The sequence below is a fragment of the Aeromonas salmonicida subsp. salmonicida genome (assembly GCF_001643305.1).
In the GTDB taxonomy this organism is placed as follows: Bacteria; Pseudomonadota; Gammaproteobacteria; order Enterobacterales; family Aeromonadaceae; genus Aeromonas; species Aeromonas salmonicida.
This window is the reverse complement of sequence record NZ_LSGW01000070.1, coordinates 23,435-43,795: the sequence shown is the minus strand read 5'-3', so window position 1 is coordinate 43,795 and position 20,361 is coordinate 23,435. Positions and strand designations below refer to the sequence as shown.

Here is a 20,361-nt window from a genome sequence, read left to right as displayed (position 1 = left end):
TAACAACCACCTGCCTCTGCATTGTGTCATGACCATCACAAACGTCACCGCTGCCGACTAGGCTCATAGTCCGTGTCCGGCCAGGCTCATCCAGAAGGAATTCAACGATGGCGAGACAGCACCAGTACAGCGTGACATTTTATGATCAACAAGGAAATTGTCATCAAGTGGAGCTTTCCACCGTCTATCAGATCAGACGGGATCCCATCTCTGCCTGTTCGACACCGAGCAGTGTGTCGGCTCTGAAGAGATGCTGGAACGCATGATACGGCAAAAAACCGGCTTTGAGCAGGAAATATCCATCATCAACGCCCGACTTGTCTGAGCCGGATCAGACGGGTACCGGACGGGATTTACCCTGCTCGTCGATGGCAACATAGGTGAAAATCCCCTCGGTCACGCAGTAACGCTGAGCCTCGTTGGCGCGCAGCACCGGCTTGACCCAGACCTCCAGCTTCAGACGCATGGAGCTGCGGCCAATCTTCAGGCAACGCCCGTAGCAGCACACCACATCCCCGACCTTGACCGGGCTGTGAAAGGTCATGCCTTCGACGGAAACGGTACAAATACGTCCTTTTGCCAGCTCCTTGGCCATGATGCCCCCACCTATATCCATCTGGGACATGATCCAGCCCCCGAAGATATCGCCATTGGGGTTGGTATCGGCTGGCATCGCCAGGGTTCTCAGCAACAGTTCCCCGTCAGGGTGACGTTTTGTATCTACCATCATTACCGCTCTCTCTATCATGAATGGCGGCATGATAGGGGGCGAGCCCCGCCTTGGCAAACCTCAATTGCCCTGCGTTCTCAGCCAAAATGGGCCTTTGGAGCCGCATGTTACCCGGCAGGGAAACACAATTGAACGAAGGCTAGGCAGCCTCAGTGACCCAGTGCGGCCTGCTCGGCAAACCAGTGGGCCGGATCGGGCCAGCGGTAGCTAAAACCGAGGCGCAGGCAGATAAGCTGGCCCTCGATGGGGGCAAAGGTCCCGGCAGGTTCGATGAAGCTGGGTGCCGGCAAGCCGAGCAGGCGCGCCGCAAATGGATAGAACTGCTCGCGGCGCGGATGCACGGGAGCGCTCAGGTTATAGGCGTCCCCGTTTTCTGCGTGCGTCAGCATCAGCTGACAAGCCGCCACCACATCATCCAGATGCACCAGGTTTACCGCTTGGGCTCCGCCATCGAGAGTCTTGCCCGCCAGAAAACGACCGGGATGGCGATCCGGGCCGTAAAGACCGGCGGGGCGCAGCACCATGGCGCACTCAAAACCGGCGGTCAACACAGCCTGCTCGGCTGCGAGCATTCGCTCCCCTCTGGCGTGGCCGGGTCTGGGCGGCTCCCCTTCCCCCTGCCCTGGCGCCCATACCGAAGTGGCGCTGACGAACAGCACTCTCTGCACACCCGCAGCTCTTGCCCGCTGGCATAACCGGGCGATGGCCGCAGGGTAATCCTCCGTCTTGCTCGGTGGCACGCAGATCACCAACTCGCGGCAGACCAGCGGCAAAGCATCCAACCGGGCCGACAGCTGCAGTGGCCAGGCCTTCACGCCTTCGGCGGTCAAGCGCTCGGCCTTCTCGGCCGAGCTGACCGTCACTACCACGGCCTTGCCTTGCGCCTGCAACGCCCGCGCCAGCGGCAACCCCAGCCAACCGGCTCCCACTATTCCCGTCTGGTTCCTGCATTCTGTTGTCATTGGCAAAAATCCTGGCAAAAAAAAACGGCCATCCATGATGACCGTCGAAAGTAACGAAGGAAATAGCTGGATTGACCAGTTACCTCCCACAGCGGGAAAATCGGGAGCGCAGGCTCCTAATTCGTGGGGCCTATGCTAGTGGCAGGCTGGCCAAAAAGCTTTGAAGCGGATCACAGTTGAAAAGGATTTCTGAAAACGGTTTCAATTTTTAATGCGGAGTCAGTGAAAAATTGGCCCATTCAGGGCCAATTTCATCTCATCAGGCGACAGATTCGCGACTGACCAGTTCTGCTTCGAACTTGAGCGTCAGTCCGTCGACCGGCTTGTGATCCAGCAGACGCAAGGCCAGCTCGGCAGCTCGGCCGCCCATCTCCTCGATGGGATAGCGCACTGTCGTGAGCTTGGGATAGATGTAACGGGCATAAGGGATGTCATCAAAACCCACCACAGAGATCTGCTGCGGGATCTTGTAGCCACGCTCCAGCAGGCAGGAGATGGCTCCCGCCACCATGGCGTCGTTGAAACCGAGCACGGCAGTGAACTCTACGCCCCGCTCCAGCAGCTCGCCCATGGCCACATAACCGCCATTTTCATCGGCGAAGGCACGGCCAATCAGCGCTGGATCCAGCTCGATGCCCGCCCGTTGCAGGGCGTAGCGGTAACCCGCCATCCGCTGCAAGCCATCCACAAACTCTTCGTCATCCGAGGTCACGAAGGCAATCTTGCTATGCCCGGCATCCAGCAGATGCTGACACGCTGTGGTAATACCAGCCTGGTTATCCAGCCAGACACAGCGATCCTCTGCACCCGGTACCTGTCGGTTGATGAAGACAATGGGGGTATTGCCTGCCACCAGTTCGCTCAGCTCCTCGTCCGGCAGTGCCTTGCTGTGCAAAATCAAGGCATCGCACTGGCGCTGCAGCAGCGCCTGAATGGCATGACGCTCACGTGCCGCATCATGGTTGCCGGACATGACGATGGTGAATTTGTCCGCCTTGTCGACCATGGTCTCGATGCCGCGCATCATCTGGGCGAAAAAGGGGCCACCACACAGGTCCCCTACCAGTACGCCGATGCAGTTGGATCGCTTGCTGACCAGCGCCTGGGCAAAACTGTTGGGACGAAAATTCAGTTCCTTCATGGCCGCCAATACGGCCACACGCTTTTCTGGTGCCACTTGTGCCGTGTTGTTGATCACCCGCGACACAGTTGAAATGGACACATTGGCCAACCGAGAAACGTCTTTAATCGTTGCCACTATCAATTCCTTTGTTGGGGAAGCCTGTCTGTGTTGATCGGGCGATTATATCGAACCTGTCAGACCAAGACGTGGCGCCCGATCACCTGACAGGTTTCCTTTTGTAACAAAACCTTGTGGGATAATAACCATTTTGGGGAAGGAAAGGGAATTGGGCAGCCGCCAGGGCGGCTGCCGTCTCAATAAGCGTGACTCAGCTCGCGTTCGGACATGAAGCGCAACGGCTGTTGCAGCTTGTGCTGGTAGATGAGATCGAACGACAGCACATTCTGCACATAGTTGCGCGTCTCCTTGTAGGGGATGCTCTCGACCCAGACATCCATTGGCCGATTGCGGCTCTGCTCCCGCCAGCGTTTCACCCGCCCCGGCCCGGCGTTGTAAGCCGCCGTCGCCAGAATACGGTTGCCGTCATACACATCCAGCAAGCGCTTGAGGTAGGCACTCCCCAACCTGACATTCAGGGTAGGCTCGAACAACTGCTCGGGATTGCGATAAGGCACCCCCAGCTTGCTGGCGGTCTCCTTGGCGGTACCCGGCATCAACTGCATCAGGCCGCGCGCCCCCACCGGCGATTCTGCCCGCGGGTAGAGGGCGCTCTCCTGGCGCGACACCGCATAAAGCAGGCTCATATCGACCGAGCGCTCCCGCGCCATCTGGCTGAAGGTCTGCTTGTAGGGTTTGGGAAAACGCAACTCGATCGCATCCCAGGCTTCGGCGCGGATGCTGGCCAGAATAGCCAGCTCATGCCAACCCTGATTGAGCGCTATATGACCGAACTCGATGCGCTGGGCAACCGGGTTGCGATCCATGTTGTGGACCCACTCAGCGCGCGCCGCCGTGATTTCGTTCATGTCCAGCAGCTCACGCACCCGCAGCAGGAAGGGCCAGCGGTGAGTTGCGGTACGCCAGTCAGGCACCTTGGTGCCGGCACTCTGGTTCTTGATGCGATAAGGCACGCCGGTACGCTGAGCCGCCATGAAGCCATAGAAGCCGCGCAAGTTGGCCGTTTCCAGATAGAGATCCCGCGCCGGTTTCTTCTGCCCCTGCACTTCCAGCGAGCGGGCCAGCCAGTAACGCCAGCGGTCCTCTTTCTGCAAGGCCATCGGCATGCGCTTGACCCAACCGGAGAGGCCGCGCCAGTCCTGTTCCCAGATGGCAAGGCGGGCTCTGAGCTCCAGCAGATCCGGGTCATCGAGCCGCACGACAGTGGCATCCACCCAACTGCGCTGGGCAATGGATCGATCCAGCAGCAGGCGACGGGCCACAGCCCGCTCCACCGGCGCCACCTCGGCAGGTGTCAAACCAAAGCGGGAGCGAGCTGGCGCAAGCTGGCGCAACACGGATTCGGGCTGCTGATTGGCATAACGGGCCAGTCCCAGTGACAGCAGTCGCCGGGAGGGCGCTGCCGTGGAAAAGTAAGCCGGATTCATCGCCCTTGCAGGCTGCTCGAACAAGGCGATCATCTGATCGGCGTAAGGCCGCATGCCGCTGCCGAGTTGGGCGCCCAGATGGCGGATCAGGTTGGGGTTTTCCGCTTCAAACGCCAAGGTCATGCGGGTCCAGACCTTCTCCTGAGTGCGCAATCCGGCCTGCTGCCAGAGCTGGAACAAAGGGGCACAGGCATCGGGACGGGATTGGCCGCTCAACCAGAGCTTGCCCGCCTCCTGCAAGGCCTGGGTCTGCTGTCCCGTGTAGTAGCGGGCCTGATAGTGCATGCAGAGCAGATCGGTGGAACTCGGCTTGGCCGGGTAGAAGCGCAGGAACTGGGACCACTGCTGGCTCTGGGCCAGATGGGTCAGGTAGCTGCGCTCCAGGCGATTGGATTGTGGCGTATCGCCGTGTTCGCGAATGAAACGGGTTACTTTGTCATAGTCTGCCGCCCCGGGCCGAAAGGCCAGCTGGTAATAATCCAGATAGGGCAACAGCGGATAATGGGTCAAACGGGCACGAATTTGCTGGAAACGAGCCTGATCGTTGGCACGTACTGCGTCATAAGCCTGACGATAGAGGGACTGATCCATTGTCTGTGCCGCGACTGGCATCAGAAGTCCTGGCACGAACAGCGCCGATAATATGATTCCCTGCACGGCTTTCACCAAAGACGTCTCCATTGGGCAGCAATGCCACCGCCCGCTGGCGGTGGTGTCATGTCCACTAATTCTACCCGTTAACATCAAGGGCTACAGCTCGCCCACCATACTATTTTTCTGCCACCACACAGGTATGGTCGTTGTGGGTCAGACGCCGGACATAGCGCTCCAGATAGGGCACAGGCAGCGGCTTGGAGGCGAGGTAACCCTGATAGAAATGACAGCCCTGAGCTTGCAGGAACTCCAGCTGCTGGCGGGATTCCCCCCCCTCTGCCGTCACGTTGAACCCCATGTGACGCGCCATGGCGATGACAGCCTCGACGATGGCCATGTTGTCGCCATCCTTGGGAATGTCCTGAATGAAGGAGCGGTCGATCTTGAGCTCATCGGCCGGCAGCCGTTTCAGGTAACTCAGGGAGGAGTAGCCGGCACCGAAGTCATCGATGGCGAAGCTGATGCCAATGGCCTTGAGCTCACTCATCTTGCTGATGGTGTCTTCCGCATGCCCAAGCACCACCGACTCCGTGATCTCCAGATTCAGGCAGGCGGGGTCCATGCCGGTCGCCGCCAGTACGTCGTGAATACATTCGACAAAATCGGTGGCATGGAACTGCTTGGCACTCACATTGACCGACAGCTGGGGGATATGGATGCCGTTTTCCTCCCACAGCACATACTGGGCGCACGCCTCGTGCAGCACCCAGTTGCCGATGTCGACGATGAGGTCCGTCTCCTCGGCGATGGGAATGAACTCGGCCGGTGAGACCAGTGCCCTCCCCGGCGGTTGCCAGCGGATCAGCGCCTCAACACCTATGATGTCGCCTCCTTCCACCATGTGCTGGGGCTGGTAATAGAGCGTCAGCTCCTGCTGGCTCAAGGCATTGCGCAATTCGTTATGAATGAGCAAGCGACGATCCGCCTGTTGCTGCATGGAGGCATCGAAGAAGCGCCGGGTCTTGCGGCCCGCCGACTTGGCCTGATACATGGCGGTATCAGCCTGCTTGAGCAAGTCATCCACCCCCTGCTCACGCCCAGGAAAGAGGGTAATACCGACGCTGGCACCTATGTGCAGCACCTGCACACCATGGTTGTAAGGCGCAGCAATCTCGCTGATGAGCCGCTCGGCGATGAGGTCGGCCTGCATCTCCGCCTGAGGCGGGCTGGCCGAGAGGGAGGGCAGCAGCAGCACGAACTCGTCACCGCCGAGTCTGGCCAGGCAGTCCCCCTGACGCACCAATCGCTTGAGGCGGCTGGATACCTCCTTGAGCAGCCAGTCGCCGGTAGCGTGACCGAGGGAGTCATTGATGGTCTTGAAGTGATCAAGATCGATGAACAGCAGGGCCCCGATCAGGTTGTCACGGCTCGCTTCGCTGAATGCCTGCGCCAGGGTTTCGTGCAACTGACGGCGATTGGGCAGGCCGGTCAGCTCGTCGTAATAGGCAAGATCCTGAATGCGGCGCTCAGCCGCTTTGCGCTCAGAGATGTCTTCGAAGCAGATGACGAAGTGGCTGATAACGCCTTTGTCATCCTGCACAGGCGTGACGATTTCCCACTGGGGATAGGTGTGACCATCGAGGTGCAGGCGCTGAGTCTCCCCCTGCCAGCGGTTGAGGGTATTGAGCTCGTAGCCAAGGCCATCAAGCCCAGACCAAAGCTCATTGCCCAGATGCAGACCTATCACCCGCTGGCTGTCAAAACCGGTAATTTGGCTGAAGGCATGGTTGACCCGCAGGATCTTGAAATCAGGATCCGTGATGATAATGCCTTCATGAGTTTCAAACGCCACCGCAGAGAGCCGCAACTGGGCGTCGCTCTGCAGTCGCTCCAGCTCGGCCACCATACGCACGGAGAAGATGGTCAGTACTGAGCCCAGATTGGGGATCTCAATCTCGCCGGAGAAAAGCAGGGCCAGATGACCCAGGATCTGGCCATTTCGGTCAAACAGCGGCTGGGCGTAATAACGCTGCCCCGCCTTTAGCTGGGGATTGAGCTGACAATGGGCCTCAAGGGTGACCACACAGGCTTCACCGCGCCGATAAACCTGATGACAGGGCATGCCAGCGAGCTCGTACTCCTTGAGGTCGATGCCGTGACAGGCCAGCACCTTGAGGCGATCGCCGCCGGTGCGCTCTGCCAGCCAGACCGCATCCGCAACCAGAATATGAGCAAGCTGATTGACCAGGGTATCGAAGAAATCGAGCCCGGTTCTGGCGGAAAGTGCCTGGGCCAGCTGGGCCAACAGGGGGTCTTGCAACAGAGGAAGCTGTTGGGATAACTCGGCAGGCAAGGGGGTGCTGCGGGTGGTATCGAGCGGCGCAAGCCAGCCACAGCAAACCTGCTGGGCGGGGATGTACTGACCGCTCCAGAGCACGTGGCGCACGCTCCCCTCTTCATCGTTCAAATGGCCGATAAACTGGGCCGGTTGGTGCGAGTGATAGAGTCTGGAGAGAAAATCGGAGAATCCGGGTTCATCATCTGCAGCCAGCTGACCGGCCCAGGGGTGTGCGCCCTCCCCTTGCCAAAGCTGGTAAGAGGCATGATCGGACAGGCTCCACTGCTCCTGTTGTCGATCATAAAACCACATCATTTGAGTGGCTTGCTGTTTCATGTACTACTCCAACACCACAACAACCACGTTCAATGCCCGAATAACTTGATAGCGCCCACATTCACAGGTCGCACTACGGCATGACGAGGTGCGGCGGGAAGTGCGAAAGATGCGAGACTAAGCGGTGGAAACCGGACATGAGGTCGACATGCGGCGCTGCCAAGAAGGGACAGAAACGATCCAAGTTTTCCCATACTGCCTGCCTGTTTCATGGAGCTCAAGCGCTTTTTGGTGCATAACGGGAAAAGATCACAATTTATATGTCCCGTGATAGTAAAGGGCTCATTTCGTGACCCAGATCACATTTCATTATTCCCCCATGAGTAATCTGAAGGTGAAGACACAAGCAAGACGACCCGAAGGGGGCCAATATGAAAATCGAAATTACCAGCAAAATCATCGACATTACCCCGGCTATCCGCGAGCGCATTGAATCCCGCTTTGAAAAGCTCGAACGTCTTCAGGTGCCTCTCATCACACCTCATGTGATTGTCTCCAAAGAGCGTCTGATGTTCATCATTGAAGCCACTGCTGGCATCCCCAACGGCAAACTGTTTGCCCAGGCAGAACACGAGGATCTCTACGCCGCCATCACTGAACTGGGGCAAAAGCTGGAGCGTCAGCTCACCCGTCACATCGAAAAACCCATTGCCCGTCGGGCGGCGGCCAGTGCCAAGGAAATTCCCCAGCCGGACGAAGCCGACGCATAATCCGCAATCACATCAATTCGAATTCAAAGGCGGGATCTTCCCGCCTTTTTGCATGCTGACTTTGGTACGATCCCCTTCATGCTTGTGCCGCTGTCCTCAACTTAACCAGTGCAACCGTGTATCCACCCCTTCTTGCAGTGCATTGAGGACTGGCAACATGAGCAAGGGATCGTCACGCCTTGGTTGATCCGCCAGCTTGTGCTGCCAGCGCTCGCGACCCAGGGGAGAGAGGTTGTCATAGACGGCAGGATCCAGCGCAGCTTGCGGGCCGAGCAAAGGCGGTGATCGCAGCGCCAGCCAAAGCCTCACATCCACCATGGATCCCCCCTGCTGCAACCGCTCATTGAGGTGCGCAGAGCCCCCATCATCCTCGCCTCCTTGCAAGGGGGTTACGGCCGGTAGTTCAAAATGGCTGCGCCAGACCCGGGTATCTGGCTTGGAAACCCGCACCGGATCGAACCAGGGCTGCTCTTCCACAGCATCGGTCAGCAGGGCCAGGTGCAGACGAAAGTCGGCCCTGTCTCCGTGCTGGAGATCACGGTTGAGACGCTGCCCCAGCTGGGCCTCGTCAACCAACAGCTGATCACGAATCGCGCTGGGTAACATGAGATAACTCTTGGAAATAGTGGTTTCATTGCTTATCGGCCGCAAATCGGATCCTTTGAGCAGGAAAAATCCCGCCAAGGGGTTCACAACGACAGAAGATCTGTTAGTATGCGCCTCGCACTTGTGGAGGGGTTCCCGAGCGGCCAAAGGGATCAGACTGTAAATCTGACGGCTCTGCCTTCGAAGGTTCGAATCCTTCTCCCTCCACCACTCTTCAGAAAACCCGGCCTGGCGCCGGGTTTTCGCATTTATGGCCATCAGGATGCCGTGTGACCCCCCCCCTCACACTGCCCCATGAAAACGGGAGGCCAAGGCCTCCCGTTTTTGCATCCCCCTGCCCTACAGGGTGAAGCGGTAGAAGATGTCCACCGCCTGAGCAACGCCGCTCATGGCCTGCAGATAGAGTCTGGGCATCAGCTCGTACCGCAGTTTGAACTCGGCGATGGGGCTGAACACACCGACCCCGTACTGGAACTGCAAACCGGGCAACAGGTAGGCCGACAGGGTCACCTGAGTGTTGTTGCCACTGCCGGCGGTATCGAGCGCCACATCGCTCATGCCGAGGGATTCCCCCAGGCTGGAGACCACGCCATTGGCCTGGCTGACGGCACCGGCCACCAGCAGGCCGTTGAAACCACCATCTTCACCACTGGTCTGCAAGCCCTTGCCGCGCAGCAGATAGGAGAGCTGTTCGGATTGTGCCATCTGCGGCTCGGAATAGACGGTGATCTTGGGCTTGCTCGCCGGCCCGGTCACCCGCACCCCGACCGTCACCTTGTCCTCTATGGTATCCGGATCCCGATAGGCCTCTATGTTGAGGAAAGGTCGATCGAGCGGGCCGGAGAAGAGGATGCGGCCATCCTTGATGATGAGGTTCTGACCATAGGCCTTGAACCGGCCATCGTTGAGCACCAGCTGACCGTTGCCCGCCAGTGGCCGGGAAGGCTCCTGGCTGATATTGATGCCACCGCCTACCCGGGTTTTGAGCCCCATGGCCTCCAGCCGAACGTCGTCCCCGAGCCGAACGGCCAGCTTGATTGCCATCGGCAGTGGCGCCGCCTTGGGCACAGGCGGCAGGTCGTCATAGATCACAGTCACATCGTCGGAGACAGAGACAGCACTCTCCGGCAGACTCTTGACCAGGATCCGAGCCCAGGGAATATCGACCTGACCACTGACCCGGGTCTCCTCTCCCAGCGAGATGGCGATGTCGGGGGAGAGCCGCACCCGTCCCATGCCCGGATACTGGGCTTCCAGTTCCTTGCCCTGAATGGTGAGACTGCCCGTCACCGGCATGCTGGCCCAGCTCAGCCAGCCACCCAGCGCCAGCGGGCCCTTGCCCACCAGCATGGTACCGTCGAGCTCGGCCCGGTTGCCTTCTATCTTGAGGTGGGTCACCAGCTTGGAGAGGGTCACCATGTCGGAGTGGGTCTGCACCTCTCCATCGAGCAGGTTGAGCTGACCGAACAGCAGAGGGGACGCCAGTGTGCCATCGAAGCGGGCATCGGCCGAGATGACCCCCTGCAGGGAGCGCACCTCGGGGATGAGGGGGGCAAACGTCGTCAGCTTGAGGTCATCAAACTTGAGCTGGCCCGACAGAGTGCCACGACCGGCCGGATCCTTGATCAGCAGATCGGTATCGATATGACCTATCTGTTTGGAGACGAAGTCGAGCCGGATCGCCGCCTGCTGGCGTTCAAAGTCCACCCCCAGTTCGAGGCGCTGATAATCGGTCTTGAGCCCATCAGCCACGAAGGTGCCCGGTGTGGTGCGCACATTGGCATGCAGTGTCGGCTGATTGCCACGCCAGCTGGCGCGACCATCCGCAGAGAGCACCGCCTGCCAGCGGAAGTTTTCCGGCAGCCAAGGACGCAGGCGCTTGAGATCAAACTCGCTTAGGGCAAACTCCAGGCTTCCTTGCTGGGCCGAGACCTGGCTCCCCTTGACGCAGAGGCTGGCCCCCTGGGAGGTCAGGCAGAGATCCCCCATGGTCAGCCGCTGGCGTGGCAGATCGAGATCAAGGGCCCAGGGGGCGGTCAGCTCCCAGCGCCGCAACGGCGTCTTCAGCTTGAGCTCCGACAAGGCACCACGCCAGCGATCTCCGCGCAGCCCGCCGCTCAGGTTGAGGTTGGCCGCAACCGGATCGCCCTTCATGGTCAGACTCAGCACATGTTGGTTGAGGTCGCCACTGAGCGTCAGGGCCAGCTGACTGAGGGTGGTTTTTCCCTGCACCAGACTCGCCACCGTCAGCGCCAGTTCACCGGCCGGCCTGTCACCGACCAGAGCATTGCCCTTGATGGCGATCCCTTTCAGATCCGTGCCCGCATAATAGAGACGGCTGGAGACCAGTTCAGTAGTGACCCGCGGCGCTTTCTGATTACCGGTCAGACGCACCTGTCCCTTTATGTCCCCTTTCAGGCCAGGATAGAGCCCCGTCAGATTGGGTGCATCGAGATCCGCATCCAGTCGCCACGCCTGCTGACTGAGGCTGCCCTTGGCCTGCAACCGATTGGGACCGCTTTGCAGCGCGAGAGCCGGGATCTGCCACTCCATCTTGTCGTTGCCGCTGAGCTCGCCCTGGATGGCGAGCGGATACTGATTAAGCTTGCCCTCGACTTTCAGCTCGGGCAGTTGCAACTGCCAGTGACCCGCCTCGCTCAGCTCGAAACGACTGACTATCTTGCCCGCCAGCTTGCCCTTGAGTTCAGGCACCAGTTCGGCGGGATTGATCTCCTTGAATTCGGTGGTGCCCTGCCAGCGAACCCCCTTGTTCCAGGCCAGCTTGCCATCGAGCTTGAGCTCCCCTTTCAGGGCGTTGAGCAGCAGGTTTATCTGGTTGAGTTGTTCCAGATCCCCCTTGCCCATCAGCGCCAGCTTGAAGGGGGGCACATCCGTGCCCTTGCCGGCGGTATTCAAGGCAAATTGGTAGGCAGAGAGCTTGCCCTTGGCGGTCAGGCTGCCCTTGTCCAGCTGATAGCCGGGCTCGTCCTTGGCTGCTTGTTTGGTGACGGTGTGCAGGGGCCAGCCGAGGCGCTTCCACTCCAGCGCCAGGTCAAACGGCAAGTCAGGGTTGAGGGGAGCCAATGACCCTTTGAGGTTGGCGGCCACAGGCCCCTTGGCTTGCAGTGCCAGCGCCAGCTTGCCCACTGAGCCACCCAGGGTCAGGGTCGCCTGCTCCCCTTTCAGTTCACCATCCAGCAACCCCTTGCGGGCTTTGGCATCCAGGGTCAACGCCAGCGGATAATCCTCGGTCAGCCGGACATGGCCCTTGAGCGCCAGATCCGCCATGGCATGGCGCAGGGAGAGCTCGCGCACCTCGATGCGCTCCTCTTTTGCCGTGGCCGACAACCGCAGAAAATCGAGCCCTTCGATCAGCTCCCCTTGCTGGTAGTGCAGCTTGGTGGCATGCAAACCTTCCAGCTGGATCGGGAATGGCAAGTGAATGGCAGGCAAGGTTATGGGTGCTGTCTGCTCTGCCTTGCCCTTGCCCGCCTGCTGCGCCTTGGCGCTCAGCATGGGTTTGGTGGCGGCCTTGTCTGCAGTCGCCTTGTCTTTGGTCGCTTTCTCTCTGGCAGCCTTGTCGGCAGCTGGCTTGGCTGCATTGGCAGGCGGTGTCTCGGCCAGGATCACGCTCAGGCCATCGAGCACGGGCCCGCGCACTATGAGCCCCTTGCGATTGAGGGAAGCACCGATATCCAGCGACGTGAGGGTTACCGCGACCCCGGGTACCGCCAGATCCAGATCTGCCACCTTGAGGCTGTCGATCTGGATTTTCAGCGGCAAGGGCCGCCAGACAAAAGGCTCCGATGGCGTTTCCGGTGTCGGTTCAGACTCGGCAACCTTCACCACGGGATGGGTAACCGACAGGGATTTTATCCAGAGCTTGCCCTGCAGCAGCTTGCCAAGATCCCAGTCGAGGACGGCCCGATCCACAGTGACATCCACCAGTTCATCCTGCCAGCCGACCCCTTCCAGGGTCCAGCCGTAACCCAGTTGGCCAGCCACCAGCTCCCCCTTGAGAGAAGGCAGCGCAGCCCTGGCCTGCAACCACAGCCACTTGTTGCCCTGGTGGGTGAACCCCAGCAGGCTGACGCCGATGAGCAGCAAGAAGACCAGCCCCATCAGCCAGAGAAAAATGCGTTTTACCCAGATCACAGTGCAGACCCCCGCGAAACATGCAGCCGCAGCGGCCAAAGAAACGTGCGTTCAAACGAAATCATAATTCAGGCCCCAGCGCGAAATGCAGCCGCAGCGGCTTGTCTTCCTCGGAAATGCCCACCGCCAGATCGAGCCTGACCTGACCTATGGGGGTCACCCAGCGCACGCCGACACCTGTCCCTATCTTCCAGGCTTCGCTGTAATCCTCGGTCGCAGTGCCGCCATCCACGAACAGGGCGCCGAGCCACTTGTCGCTGAACCGGTAGTTGTATTCGGCACTGGCGGCGCTCACGTAGCGCCCCCCCAGCAACTTGCCATCACTGTCTCGCGGCGAGATGGTCTCATAGCCGTAGCCACGTACCGTCTGATCGCCCCCGGTAAAGAAGCGCAAGGAAGGGGGTACCAGCGAGAAGCTGTCCCCTATGATGGCGCCCTGCTCGGCCCGCAGCAGGAAGCGGTGATCATCCCCCAGGGTTCGCAGCCACTTGCTGCGGCCCCACACCCGCATGAAGCTGATATCCGATCCCCAGTAAGGGTCGGAAAACTCCAGGGTCAGTTGCTGGCGATCACCCCAGTCCGGTACCAGACCGCCGCGCACCCGCAGCCGCGACCAGGAGACACCGGGAATGAGCAGCAAGCTGTTCCCTTCATCCTTGCCCTGCACATAGCTTTCGTTTTCAAGCCGGATGAAGACATCACGGTCCCATGTCTCCGGACGCCGCGTCCAGCGGTGGACGCTGAAGGTGGCGAGATCTGAGCGGGTGTCATTGTTGTTGGTATAGCGATAGCCGGTTTGCAGGGAGTAGTAATCCCGCAGCGGGTTGCCCACTGGGATCTGGTAATCGAAGCTGAGATCGGCCTGAGGGGCGGAGACATTGGCTGTCGCGTTGAGGCGGTGACCATAGCGGTTGACCCAGGGCTTCTCCCAGGTGGCACTCATGCGCGGGCCCACGTCGGTGGCAAAGCCGACACCCGTCTCTATCTCGTGGTCAACCCGGTTGGACAAGGTGACCTGCACAGGTACACGGTTGCCCTCGGCCTGACTGATCATGGGCTTGATATCCACCTGCTTGAACAGCTTGGTGGAGGAGACATCCTGGGACATCTCGGCCATCCGGATCGCCAAATAAGGGTCGCCACGCTTGATGTTGATGAGCGGTCGAATGAGGCGCAGCGCCTCCGGTGTGGCGTCGTAGTGGATCTCGCCAAAGTGATAGCGGGGGCCGGAGCGGAACAGGATGAAGATTTCGGCCGTGCCCTGATCCGGGAACACCTTGACCTGGCTCTTGCTGATCTTGGCATCGAAATAGCCCCGGGCCAGCCCCAGGTTACCCAGATCCGCCTTGATGGATTCGTACTTGCCGTGGTTGAGGGCATCGCCCTCTTTCAAGGGCAGCTTGTCCAGCAGCTCGCTGTAAACCTCGTCGCTGCCCGCGTCCCCTTCCAGCAAAATATCGAGGCGAGAGATGATGACAGGCTTGCCCGGATCCACCTCTATCACCACCTTGGAGGGAGCCTGCTTGTCGCGACTCAGGGTGATCTTGGGCTGATAGTAGCCATAGACCTGCAAGGCTTTTTGCACGCTCTCGGTGATCTTGGCGCGCGCGGGGCGGAACTGGCGTTCCTGATAGACAGGCAGGGCATTGAGGTAGGCTTCAACGTTGCTCTTGTTATCCCCTCTCAGACCCTTGATCTGATAGGTGAGCTTGGCCGCCATGGCGGGCGTGACAACCAGCAGCAGACAGAGGCTCAGGCCAAGTGCGCGAAGCCCGCGACGGAACGCCCGTCCGGGCGGTGAGATCCCTGCTGGCAGGGGCGGATTGCATCCTGTCAAACGTCAATTTCCCCGAAGAACATGATTAAAATAATGCAGTATTCAGAACGATAATGAGGCTCACTCGATGGCAAGCGCGCCTCATCCTAGCATATCCCCAGCCCAACATCAGAGCGGGGTGGCATTGAAATTCACCATATTATTGAAGCCTTTGCCGACCGGGTGACCCCCTTTACCCCCGCGCCGGCCACACTGACCTGCGCCATTGCGGGTAAAAAGGGGAATTCCTCGCCCGTCAGGCCATGAAGTACCGCCTCAACGACGGCGATTCACGCCAGGGGCCCACTCTCAAGGCGCTCCGGATGATGCGACATCCATTGTCGGCAAACGGTCAAAATGACATCACCGCCCTCATGGCCTGCCCCCAAACATTGGCCCTGGCGTCCCCCTCCCTTGAAGACATGTCTATTTAGACGATATAAATCAATTGGTTGAGTAACAATAATCAAAGCCTCGTTCACCTCAATCGATTTATCCCGCTGCCACCTTGCCTCTCCCTCCACCACACTGGGTCTATCAACAAAGGGACGCACATCATCTTCGCCAGCCTTGGCGTTATTCATTGAGGGGACACATCATGCATGCACGTAGCGAACAGATGGCTGACTATATTGCCGATCGTCTCGAGTTCATCACTTTTCTCGCCTGTTGCAGCGCCATGCTGGCCTTGCTGACGGGCATGAACGGCCAGCAGGCGCTGGCCTTTACCGCGCTCAATCTGCCGTTCGGGCTCGCCATTTTGCTGGGGCTAGCCATGCTGGCACCGCTGCCGGCACACTGGCGCCTGCCGGGTGTCACCCTGCTGCTGGCAGGCAGTGCGCTGGCCACCCTGCAACTGGGTGGCAACTGGCTCAACCCCCTGGCCATCTGGAGCCTGCATGCCCTGCTGGGCCTGGAGATACTGTGGCAATCACGCCCAAGAGCGCATCTGACGGCTCACCTGCGTGGCTAATGCCAGAGTCCGGCTGACGTGTGCGATGAATTGGGGTAATCTTGCGCCCCGATTTGCCATCCGCCGAGGAGCACCCGAATGAAGAAAGCCTGTGCCCAGCACATCCTGGTCAAGACCGAGAAGCAGTGTCTGGAGATCAAGGAGAAACTTGCCAAGGGAGCCGACTTTGGCCAGATGGCCAAGCGCTTCTCCACCTGCGCCTCATCCAAGCGCTCGGGGGATCTGGGGGAGTTTTCGAAGGGTGACATGGTCAAGCCGTTTGACGATGCCGTGTTCAAGGGTGAGTTGCTGACCGTACTCGGCCCTGTGCGCACCAAGTTCGGCTTTCACCTCATCAAGGTGCTATACCGCAACTGATTGCTCATAAACGGATGGCTCAGAGCTCGGGTGACAACACCAGGGGCCAACCGCCGCACCGGCGGGCATAGAAGCCAAAGCGCCAGGGATGGCGTTGTGCCCAGTTATCCATCTCGGGTGCCGGCGTGAACTTGCTATCCGGCCAGAGCGATACGCGGCTAGCCCGACCATGTAGGGCCTGCCAGCGGGTCAGGCTGATGTCAGCCAGATGCCATTGAAAATCATCCCTTGGCAACAGCGCCGGGGCAAATGCCTGACCACGGTTGCAATATTGTCCGCCCCCATCATTGCCATCCACCAGTTGCCAGAAAATATTGAGCAGATCCCCATATCCCACCAAAGCCGGATCGTATTCGATGCGTACCGCCTGACGCCGCAGCGCCCTCTTTTCAGCGTCCGGGTTTCCTTTCAGCTCGGGTGTGACATAACCGGGCTCGACCCGGGTCACGCCGGGCACGGCTTCATAAATGATCTCGGCGCGCCACATGTCCCCTGCCGCCATGACAGCGCTGTCCGCCCAGAGCGGTGTGCTTTGGAAAAGCAGCAGGATTGAGATAAATTTACTAACGTTATCAGTCAATTAAGTTTATCCTTCTGGGCACATGTCCATCATAACCAGTGGATCCCCGTTATGCCCAGTTATTTGTGGTGGCCACTGCTGGCCTGGATGCTGCCCCTCGCTGGCGCCCTCGGCAGTCGCATGCATCTCTGGCCCTGGTGGGCAGGCTTCGCCCTCTGTCTCGTCAGCGCCCTGATAGCCCTTGGTCTCTTGCTGCACCTGCCCTGGAGCCGGCACAAGGTGCCAAGCCTGTGGGGCATAGTTCCCCTGTTGCTGCCCCTGCTGTTTGTGGTGCAAGCACTGCGCATGCCGCTGACCAACGATGTCAGCACGGATCCCTATCATCCCCCCGCCCTTGCCTGGGCTGCCGAACTGAGAAGCCCGCAGGATCTGCCGATAAATCCGGCCCCCCTGCAAGTATTTGAGAAAAATCCCGGTCCTCTCTATACCAGAGCCTCCCCGGTCGAGGTGATCACGGAGGCCAGCGAGCTGATGGAAGAGCTCGGCTGGCAGCAACGACCGAGCCCAACCGGCATTGATGCCGTCGTCACCTCTCGCTGGTTCGGCTTTCAGGATGATGTGGCCTTGAGGGTCTTTGCGGGCCCCAAGGAGACCCGAGTCGACATGCGCTCTGCCTCCCGTCAGGGGCGCAGCGATCTGGGGGCGAATCGGGCTCGGATCCATGCATTTCTGGATCTGCTCAACGAACGGTTAGGCGGCGCCTATAAACCCAAGATGAAGAAAATTGAAGAGGATCAGTATGCGCGTTGAGGTCAAACCGGATCGGGAATATGCCTGGTTTATCCGCCCCTTTTTCTGGCTGCAAAAACGCAACTACGGTCAGGTGCTGATCCCCGGCAAATGCTGGGGCCGCTCACCACGGCTGTTTGCTGCCGTGGCCACCCTGTATGGTGTCATCAACCGCAAGCGCTCTCCCATCGATCCCGTGCTGCGCTCCCTGGTGACGGTCAGGGTCTCCCAGCTCAACTGGTGTCGTTTCTGTGTTGACATCAACGCCATGACCCTCATAAAGCGAGCAGGCTCCAGCGACAAGGTGGAGGCGCTGGCCCACTGGCGCACCAGCCCCCTGTTCGACGAACGGGAAAAGGCAGTGCTCGACTACACCGAAGCCATGACAGGGCTCGATGGGGTGAGCGACGAGCAGGCGGCTCGCCTCAAGCCCTGGTTCGATGACGATGCCATGGTGGAGCTGACCGGTCTTGTCGCCTTCCAGAACATGTCGGCCAAGTTCAATGCGGCCCTCGATATTGCCCCCCAGGGTTTCTGCCAGTTGCCGGTGCAACCTGAGCGCCCCGTGGCAGCTCAAGAACAGCAGCCCGGCAAGGACGCCTGATGAAGCGCGCCCGCCTGCTGCTTCTGCTGGTGATGGGGTGCCTGATTGGCGCCTTTTTCGCCCTCGATCTCGGCCGCTACCTGAGCCTGTCCCAGTTGCAGGCCCACCAGGATGCACTGGCACAGCTGGTCAACACCCATTTTGTCGCCGCCTGCCTGCTGTTTGTGGCTCTCTATGTGATCAGTACCGCCCTCTCACTGCCCGGCGCCAGCCTGCTGACCCTGGGGGGCAGCGCTGTATTCGGTATTGGCTGGGGGCTGCTGCTGGTCTCCTTTGCCAGTACGATCGGAGCGACACTGGCTTTTCTCAGCGCCCGCTTTCTGCTGCGCGACTGGGTGCTCAGGCACTTTGGCGACAAGCTGGCCACGTTTCAGGCCGGCATGGCAAAAGACGGCGCCGCCTACCTGCTGAGCCTGCGCCTCATCCCGCTCTTCCCCTTCTTTCTGGTCAATCTGTTGATGGGGCTCACTCCCATCAGAGTCAGTACCTACTACTGGGTGAGCCAGCTTGGCATGCTGCCCGGCACCTTCGTCTATGTGCTGGCGGGGAGTGAGCTGGCGACCCTCACCAGCACGGGCAATATTCTCTCCCCCGGCCTGATGGTGGCGCTGACCTTGCTGGGACTGATGCCCTTTTTGATGAAGAGGGCGATGACATGGCTGGCCCAGCGTCGCCTCCATGCCCCCTATCAAAAGCCAAGCCGCTATGACTACAACCTGCTGGTGATAGGTGCCGGCGCCGGTGGTCTGGTGACCAGCTATATCGCCGCGGCGGTGAAGGCCAACGTCGCCCTTATCGAGAAGCACAGGATGGGCGGGGACTGCCTCAATACCGGCTGCGTTCCCTCCAAGGCACTGATCCGAAGTAGCCGCTTTGCCGCCGAGCAGCGCAAGGCCGGGGAACTGGGCTTTAGCCCAAGTCACTCCCGCGCCGATTTTGCCGCCGTGATGGAGCGGGTGGCACAGGTGATCAAGGAGGTCGAACCCCACGACTCGGTGGCGCGCTATCAGAACCTGGGCGTGGAGTGCATCGAGGGCGAAGCAAAACTGGTCTCCCCCTGGGAGGTGGAGGTGAATGGCCGGCGCCTCACCAGCCGCCATATCGTGATCGCCACCGGGGCCAGGCCCCTGGTGCCCAACCTGCCCGGATTGGCCGACACGCCTTATCTCACCTCGGATACCCTCTGGCAGCTGCGCACCCCGCCCCGCCGCCTGCTGGTGCTTGGCGGCGGCCCCATCGGCTGCGAGCTGGCCCAGAGTTTTGCCCTGCTTGGCATCCCGGTAACCCAAGTGGAGCTGGCCGATCAGCTGCTGCCTCGTGAAGAGCGCGACGTAGCCGATGCCCTGCAACACCAGATGGTAGCGGACGGCGTCACCCTGCTCACCGGCTGGCGTGCCGAGCGGGTCGACTATGTGCCGCAAGAAGGGAGTGAGCAAGGGGAACACCTCCCCATCCGGCTCCACCTGTGTCGGGGCGATCAACGCCTGATGGTTGAAGGGGATCAACTGCTGCTGGCACTGGGACGGGTTGCAAATGTCAGCGGCTTCGGCCTCGAAACGCTGGGGGTCGAGCTGGCGCCACGCGGCACCATTGCTGTCGATGGTTTTCTCGCCACCAACTACCCCAGCATACTGGCGGTGGGGGACGTGGCAGGCCCCTACCAGTTCACTCATTTTGCCGCCCATCAGGCCTGGCATGCCGCCGTCAATGCCCTGTTCGGCCAGTTCAAACGCTTCAAGGCAGATTACAGCGTGATCCCTGCGGCGACCTACACCAGCCCTGAAATAGCCAGGGTGGGTCTCAACCGCAAGGAGGCCATGGCTCAAGGAATCCCCTTCGAGGTGACCCGCTTCGCGCTAGGGGAGCTGGATCGCGCCATTGCCGATGGGGAGCGCCATGGCTTTATCGAGGTGCTGACGGTGCCCGGCAAAGACAAGATCCTCGGCGCCACCATAGTGGGCACTCACGCCGGTGAGCGGCTCGCCGAATTCGTGCTCGCCATGCGCCACCAGCTGGGGCTTGGCAAAATACTCGCCACCATCCACGCCTATCCCACCCTGATGGAGGGGAACAAGTACGTGGCCGGTGAATGGAAACGGGCCCATCAGCCCACTCGGGTGCTGGCCCTGCTGGCCCGTTATCACCACTGGCGCCGCGGCGCCTGACCCTTTGCCCAAGGTAAC

16 protein-coding genes, 1 tRNA gene and 1 pseudogene are annotated in these 20,361 nt (G+C 60.1%); 8 read left to right on the top strand and 10 right to left on the bottom strand.

The genetic code is table 11. From position 1 onward, the window contains the following. Window positions 1–107: 107 nt before the first annotated feature. Window positions 108–325: pseudogene (locus tag AXW79_RS24050) on the top strand (hypothetical protein). A gap of 6 nt (window positions 326–331) precedes the next feature. Here the strand turns inward: AXW79_RS24050 and yciA are convergent. From yciA to AXW79_RS12375, 5 genes are all read right to left on the bottom strand, one after another. Further along, window positions 332–730, bottom strand: coding sequence for an acyl-CoA thioester hydrolase YciA (gene yciA, locus AXW79_RS12395; protein ID WP_005309782.1), 399 nt, complete (start codon window positions 728–730; stop codon window positions 332–334). 149 nt (window positions 731–879) lie between these two features. After that, entirely contained in the window at window positions 880–1,692 is an 813-nt protein-coding gene (locus tag AXW79_RS12390) for an NAD-dependent epimerase/dehydratase family protein (RefSeq protein ID WP_011898912.1), read from the bottom strand. A gap of 259 nt (window positions 1,693–1,951) precedes the next feature. Continuing rightward, window positions 1,952–2,950 carry a LacI family DNA-binding transcriptional regulator gene (locus AXW79_RS12385; RefSeq protein ID WP_034523272.1) on the bottom strand — a complete coding sequence of 333 codons (999 nt, stop codon included), beginning with the start codon at window positions 2,948–2,950 and terminating at the stop codon, window positions 1,952–1,954. 179 nt (window positions 2,951–3,129) lie between these two features. Further along, complete coding sequence (locus AXW79_RS12380; RefSeq protein ID WP_034283268.1) at window positions 3,130–5,046, bottom strand: transglycosylase SLT domain-containing protein; 1,917 nt, start codon at window positions 5,044–5,046, stop codon at window positions 3,130–3,132. Between the two features lie 103 nt (window positions 5,047–5,149). Continuing rightward, on the bottom strand, window positions 5,150–7,648 hold the full coding sequence (locus AXW79_RS12375) for a putative bifunctional diguanylate cyclase/phosphodiesterase (protein WP_005309770.1): 2,499 nt from the start codon (window positions 7,646–7,648) through the stop codon (window positions 5,150–5,152). A 371-nt stretch (window positions 7,649–8,019) separates the two neighbouring features. Here AXW79_RS12375 and hpf point away from each other — a divergent pair, with 371 nt between their 5' ends. Continuing rightward, the gene (gene hpf / locus AXW79_RS12370) at window positions 8,020–8,358 is read left to right on the top strand and encodes a ribosome hibernation-promoting factor, HPF/YfiA family (RefSeq protein ID WP_005309768.1); all 339 of its coding nucleotides are present in this window, start codon (window positions 8,020–8,022) and stop codon (window positions 8,356–8,358) included. Window positions 8,359–8,454: 96 nt separating this feature from the next. Here hpf and AXW79_RS12365 read toward each other — a convergent pair whose 3' ends face one another. After that, window positions 8,455–8,964: a VC2046/SO_2500 family protein gene (locus AXW79_RS12365; protein WP_005309766.1), complete on the bottom strand. Its 510-nt coding sequence runs from the start codon at window positions 8,962–8,964 to the stop codon at window positions 8,455–8,457. Window positions 8,965–9,089: 125 nt separating this feature from the next. On the opposite strand from AXW79_RS12365, the gene AXW79_RS12360 reads away from it, so the two are divergent. Further along, window positions 9,090–9,174, top strand: a tRNA-Tyr gene (locus AXW79_RS12360). A 129-nt stretch (window positions 9,175–9,303) separates the two neighbouring features. Here the strand turns inward: AXW79_RS12360 and tamB are convergent. The 3 genes from tamB to AXW79_RS22935 form a co-directional block, all read right to left on the bottom strand. Beyond that, entirely contained in the window at window positions 9,304–13,119 is a 3,816-nt protein-coding gene (gene tamB, locus AXW79_RS12355; RefSeq protein WP_005309764.1) for an autotransporter assembly complex protein TamB, read from the bottom strand. A gap of 61 nt (window positions 13,120–13,180) precedes the next feature. Continuing rightward, entirely contained in the window at window positions 13,181–14,956 is a 1,776-nt protein-coding gene (gene tamA, locus AXW79_RS12350) for an autotransporter assembly complex protein TamA (protein WP_011898917.1), read from the bottom strand. A gap of 269 nt (window positions 14,957–15,225) precedes the next feature. After that, window positions 15,226–15,519 (bottom strand): hypothetical protein, encoded by a 294-nt coding sequence (locus AXW79_RS22935; protein WP_042467520.1) that lies wholly within the window; start codon window positions 15,517–15,519, stop codon window positions 15,226–15,228. Window positions 15,520–15,533: 14 nt separating this feature from the next. Here AXW79_RS22935 and AXW79_RS12345 point away from each other — a divergent pair, with 14 nt between their 5' ends. Further along, window positions 15,534–15,908 (top strand): hypothetical protein, encoded by a 375-nt coding sequence (locus AXW79_RS12345; protein ID WP_005309754.1) that lies wholly within the window; start codon window positions 15,534–15,536, stop codon window positions 15,906–15,908. Between the two features lie 78 nt (window positions 15,909–15,986). Beyond that, a complete protein-coding gene (locus tag AXW79_RS12340; RefSeq protein ID WP_005309750.1) occupies window positions 15,987–16,265 on the top strand; it encodes a peptidylprolyl isomerase in 279 nt (92 codons plus the stop codon). 19 nt (window positions 16,266–16,284) lie between these two features. Here the strand turns inward: AXW79_RS12340 and AXW79_RS12335 are convergent, their stop codons facing one another. Then, window positions 16,285–16,845 carry a peptide-methionine (S)-S-oxide reductase gene (locus AXW79_RS12335; protein WP_011898918.1) on the bottom strand — a complete coding sequence of 187 codons (561 nt, stop codon included), beginning with the start codon at window positions 16,843–16,845 and terminating at the stop codon, window positions 16,285–16,287. 51 nt (window positions 16,846–16,896) lie between these two features. Here AXW79_RS12335 and AXW79_RS12330 point away from each other — a divergent pair, with 51 nt between their 5' ends. From AXW79_RS12330 to AXW79_RS12320, 3 genes are read left to right on the top strand one after another with little or no spacing between them, the layout of a single operon-like run. Further along, window positions 16,897–17,595 (top strand): DUF1499 domain-containing protein, encoded by a 699-nt coding sequence (locus AXW79_RS12330; RefSeq protein ID WP_005309744.1) that lies wholly within the window; start codon window positions 16,897–16,899, stop codon window positions 17,593–17,595. After that, complete coding sequence (locus AXW79_RS12325) at window positions 17,585–18,178, top strand: carboxymuconolactone decarboxylase family protein (RefSeq protein WP_005309739.1); 594 nt, start codon at window positions 17,585–17,587, stop codon at window positions 18,176–18,178. The genes AXW79_RS12330 and AXW79_RS12325 overlap by 11 nt, the downstream gene beginning before the upstream one ends. Continuing rightward, a complete protein-coding gene (locus AXW79_RS12320; protein WP_005309736.1) occupies window positions 18,178–20,343 on the top strand; it encodes an FAD-dependent oxidoreductase in 2,166 nt (721 codons plus the stop codon). Before AXW79_RS12325 ends, AXW79_RS12320 begins: the two co-directional genes overlap by 1 nt. Window positions 20,344–20,361 lie beyond the last annotated feature (18 nt).

Excerpts from the sequence above, each read along its gene's own strand:
- yciA (WP_005309782.1), bottom strand. The coding sequence starts at position 730 with ATGATGGTAGATACAAAACGTCACCCTGACGGGGAACTGTTGCTGAGA.
- AXW79_RS12390 (WP_011898912.1), bottom strand. The coding sequence starts at position 1,692 with ATGACAACAGAATGCAGGAACCAGACGGGAATAGTGGGAGCCGGTTGG.
- AXW79_RS12375 (WP_005309770.1), bottom strand. The coding sequence starts at position 7,648 with ATGAAACAGCAAGCCACTCAAATGATGTGGTTTTATGATCGACAACAG.
- hpf (WP_005309768.1), top strand. The coding sequence starts at position 8,020 with ATGAAAATCGAAATTACCAGCAAAATCATCGACATTACCCCGGCTATC.
- AXW79_RS12365 (WP_005309766.1), bottom strand. The coding sequence starts at position 8,964 with ATGTTACCCAGCGCGATTCGTGATCAGCTGTTGGTTGACGAGGCCCAG.
- AXW79_RS22935 (WP_042467520.1), bottom strand. The coding sequence starts at position 15,519 with ATGAATAACGCCAAGGCTGGCGAAGATGATGTGCGTCCCTTTGTTGAT.
- AXW79_RS12345 (WP_005309754.1), top strand. The coding sequence starts at position 15,534 with ATGCATGCACGTAGCGAACAGATGGCTGACTATATTGCCGATCGTCTC.
- AXW79_RS12340 (WP_005309750.1), top strand. The coding sequence starts at position 15,987 with ATGAAGAAAGCCTGTGCCCAGCACATCCTGGTCAAGACCGAGAAGCAG.
- AXW79_RS12330 (WP_005309744.1), top strand. The coding sequence starts at position 16,897 with ATGCCCAGTTATTTGTGGTGGCCACTGCTGGCCTGGATGCTGCCCCTC.
- AXW79_RS12325 (WP_005309739.1), top strand. The coding sequence starts at position 17,585 with ATGCGCGTTGAGGTCAAACCGGATCGGGAATATGCCTGGTTTATCCGC.
- AXW79_RS12320 (WP_005309736.1), top strand. The coding sequence starts at position 18,178 with ATGAAGCGCGCCCGCCTGCTGCTTCTGCTGGTGATGGGGTGCCTGATT.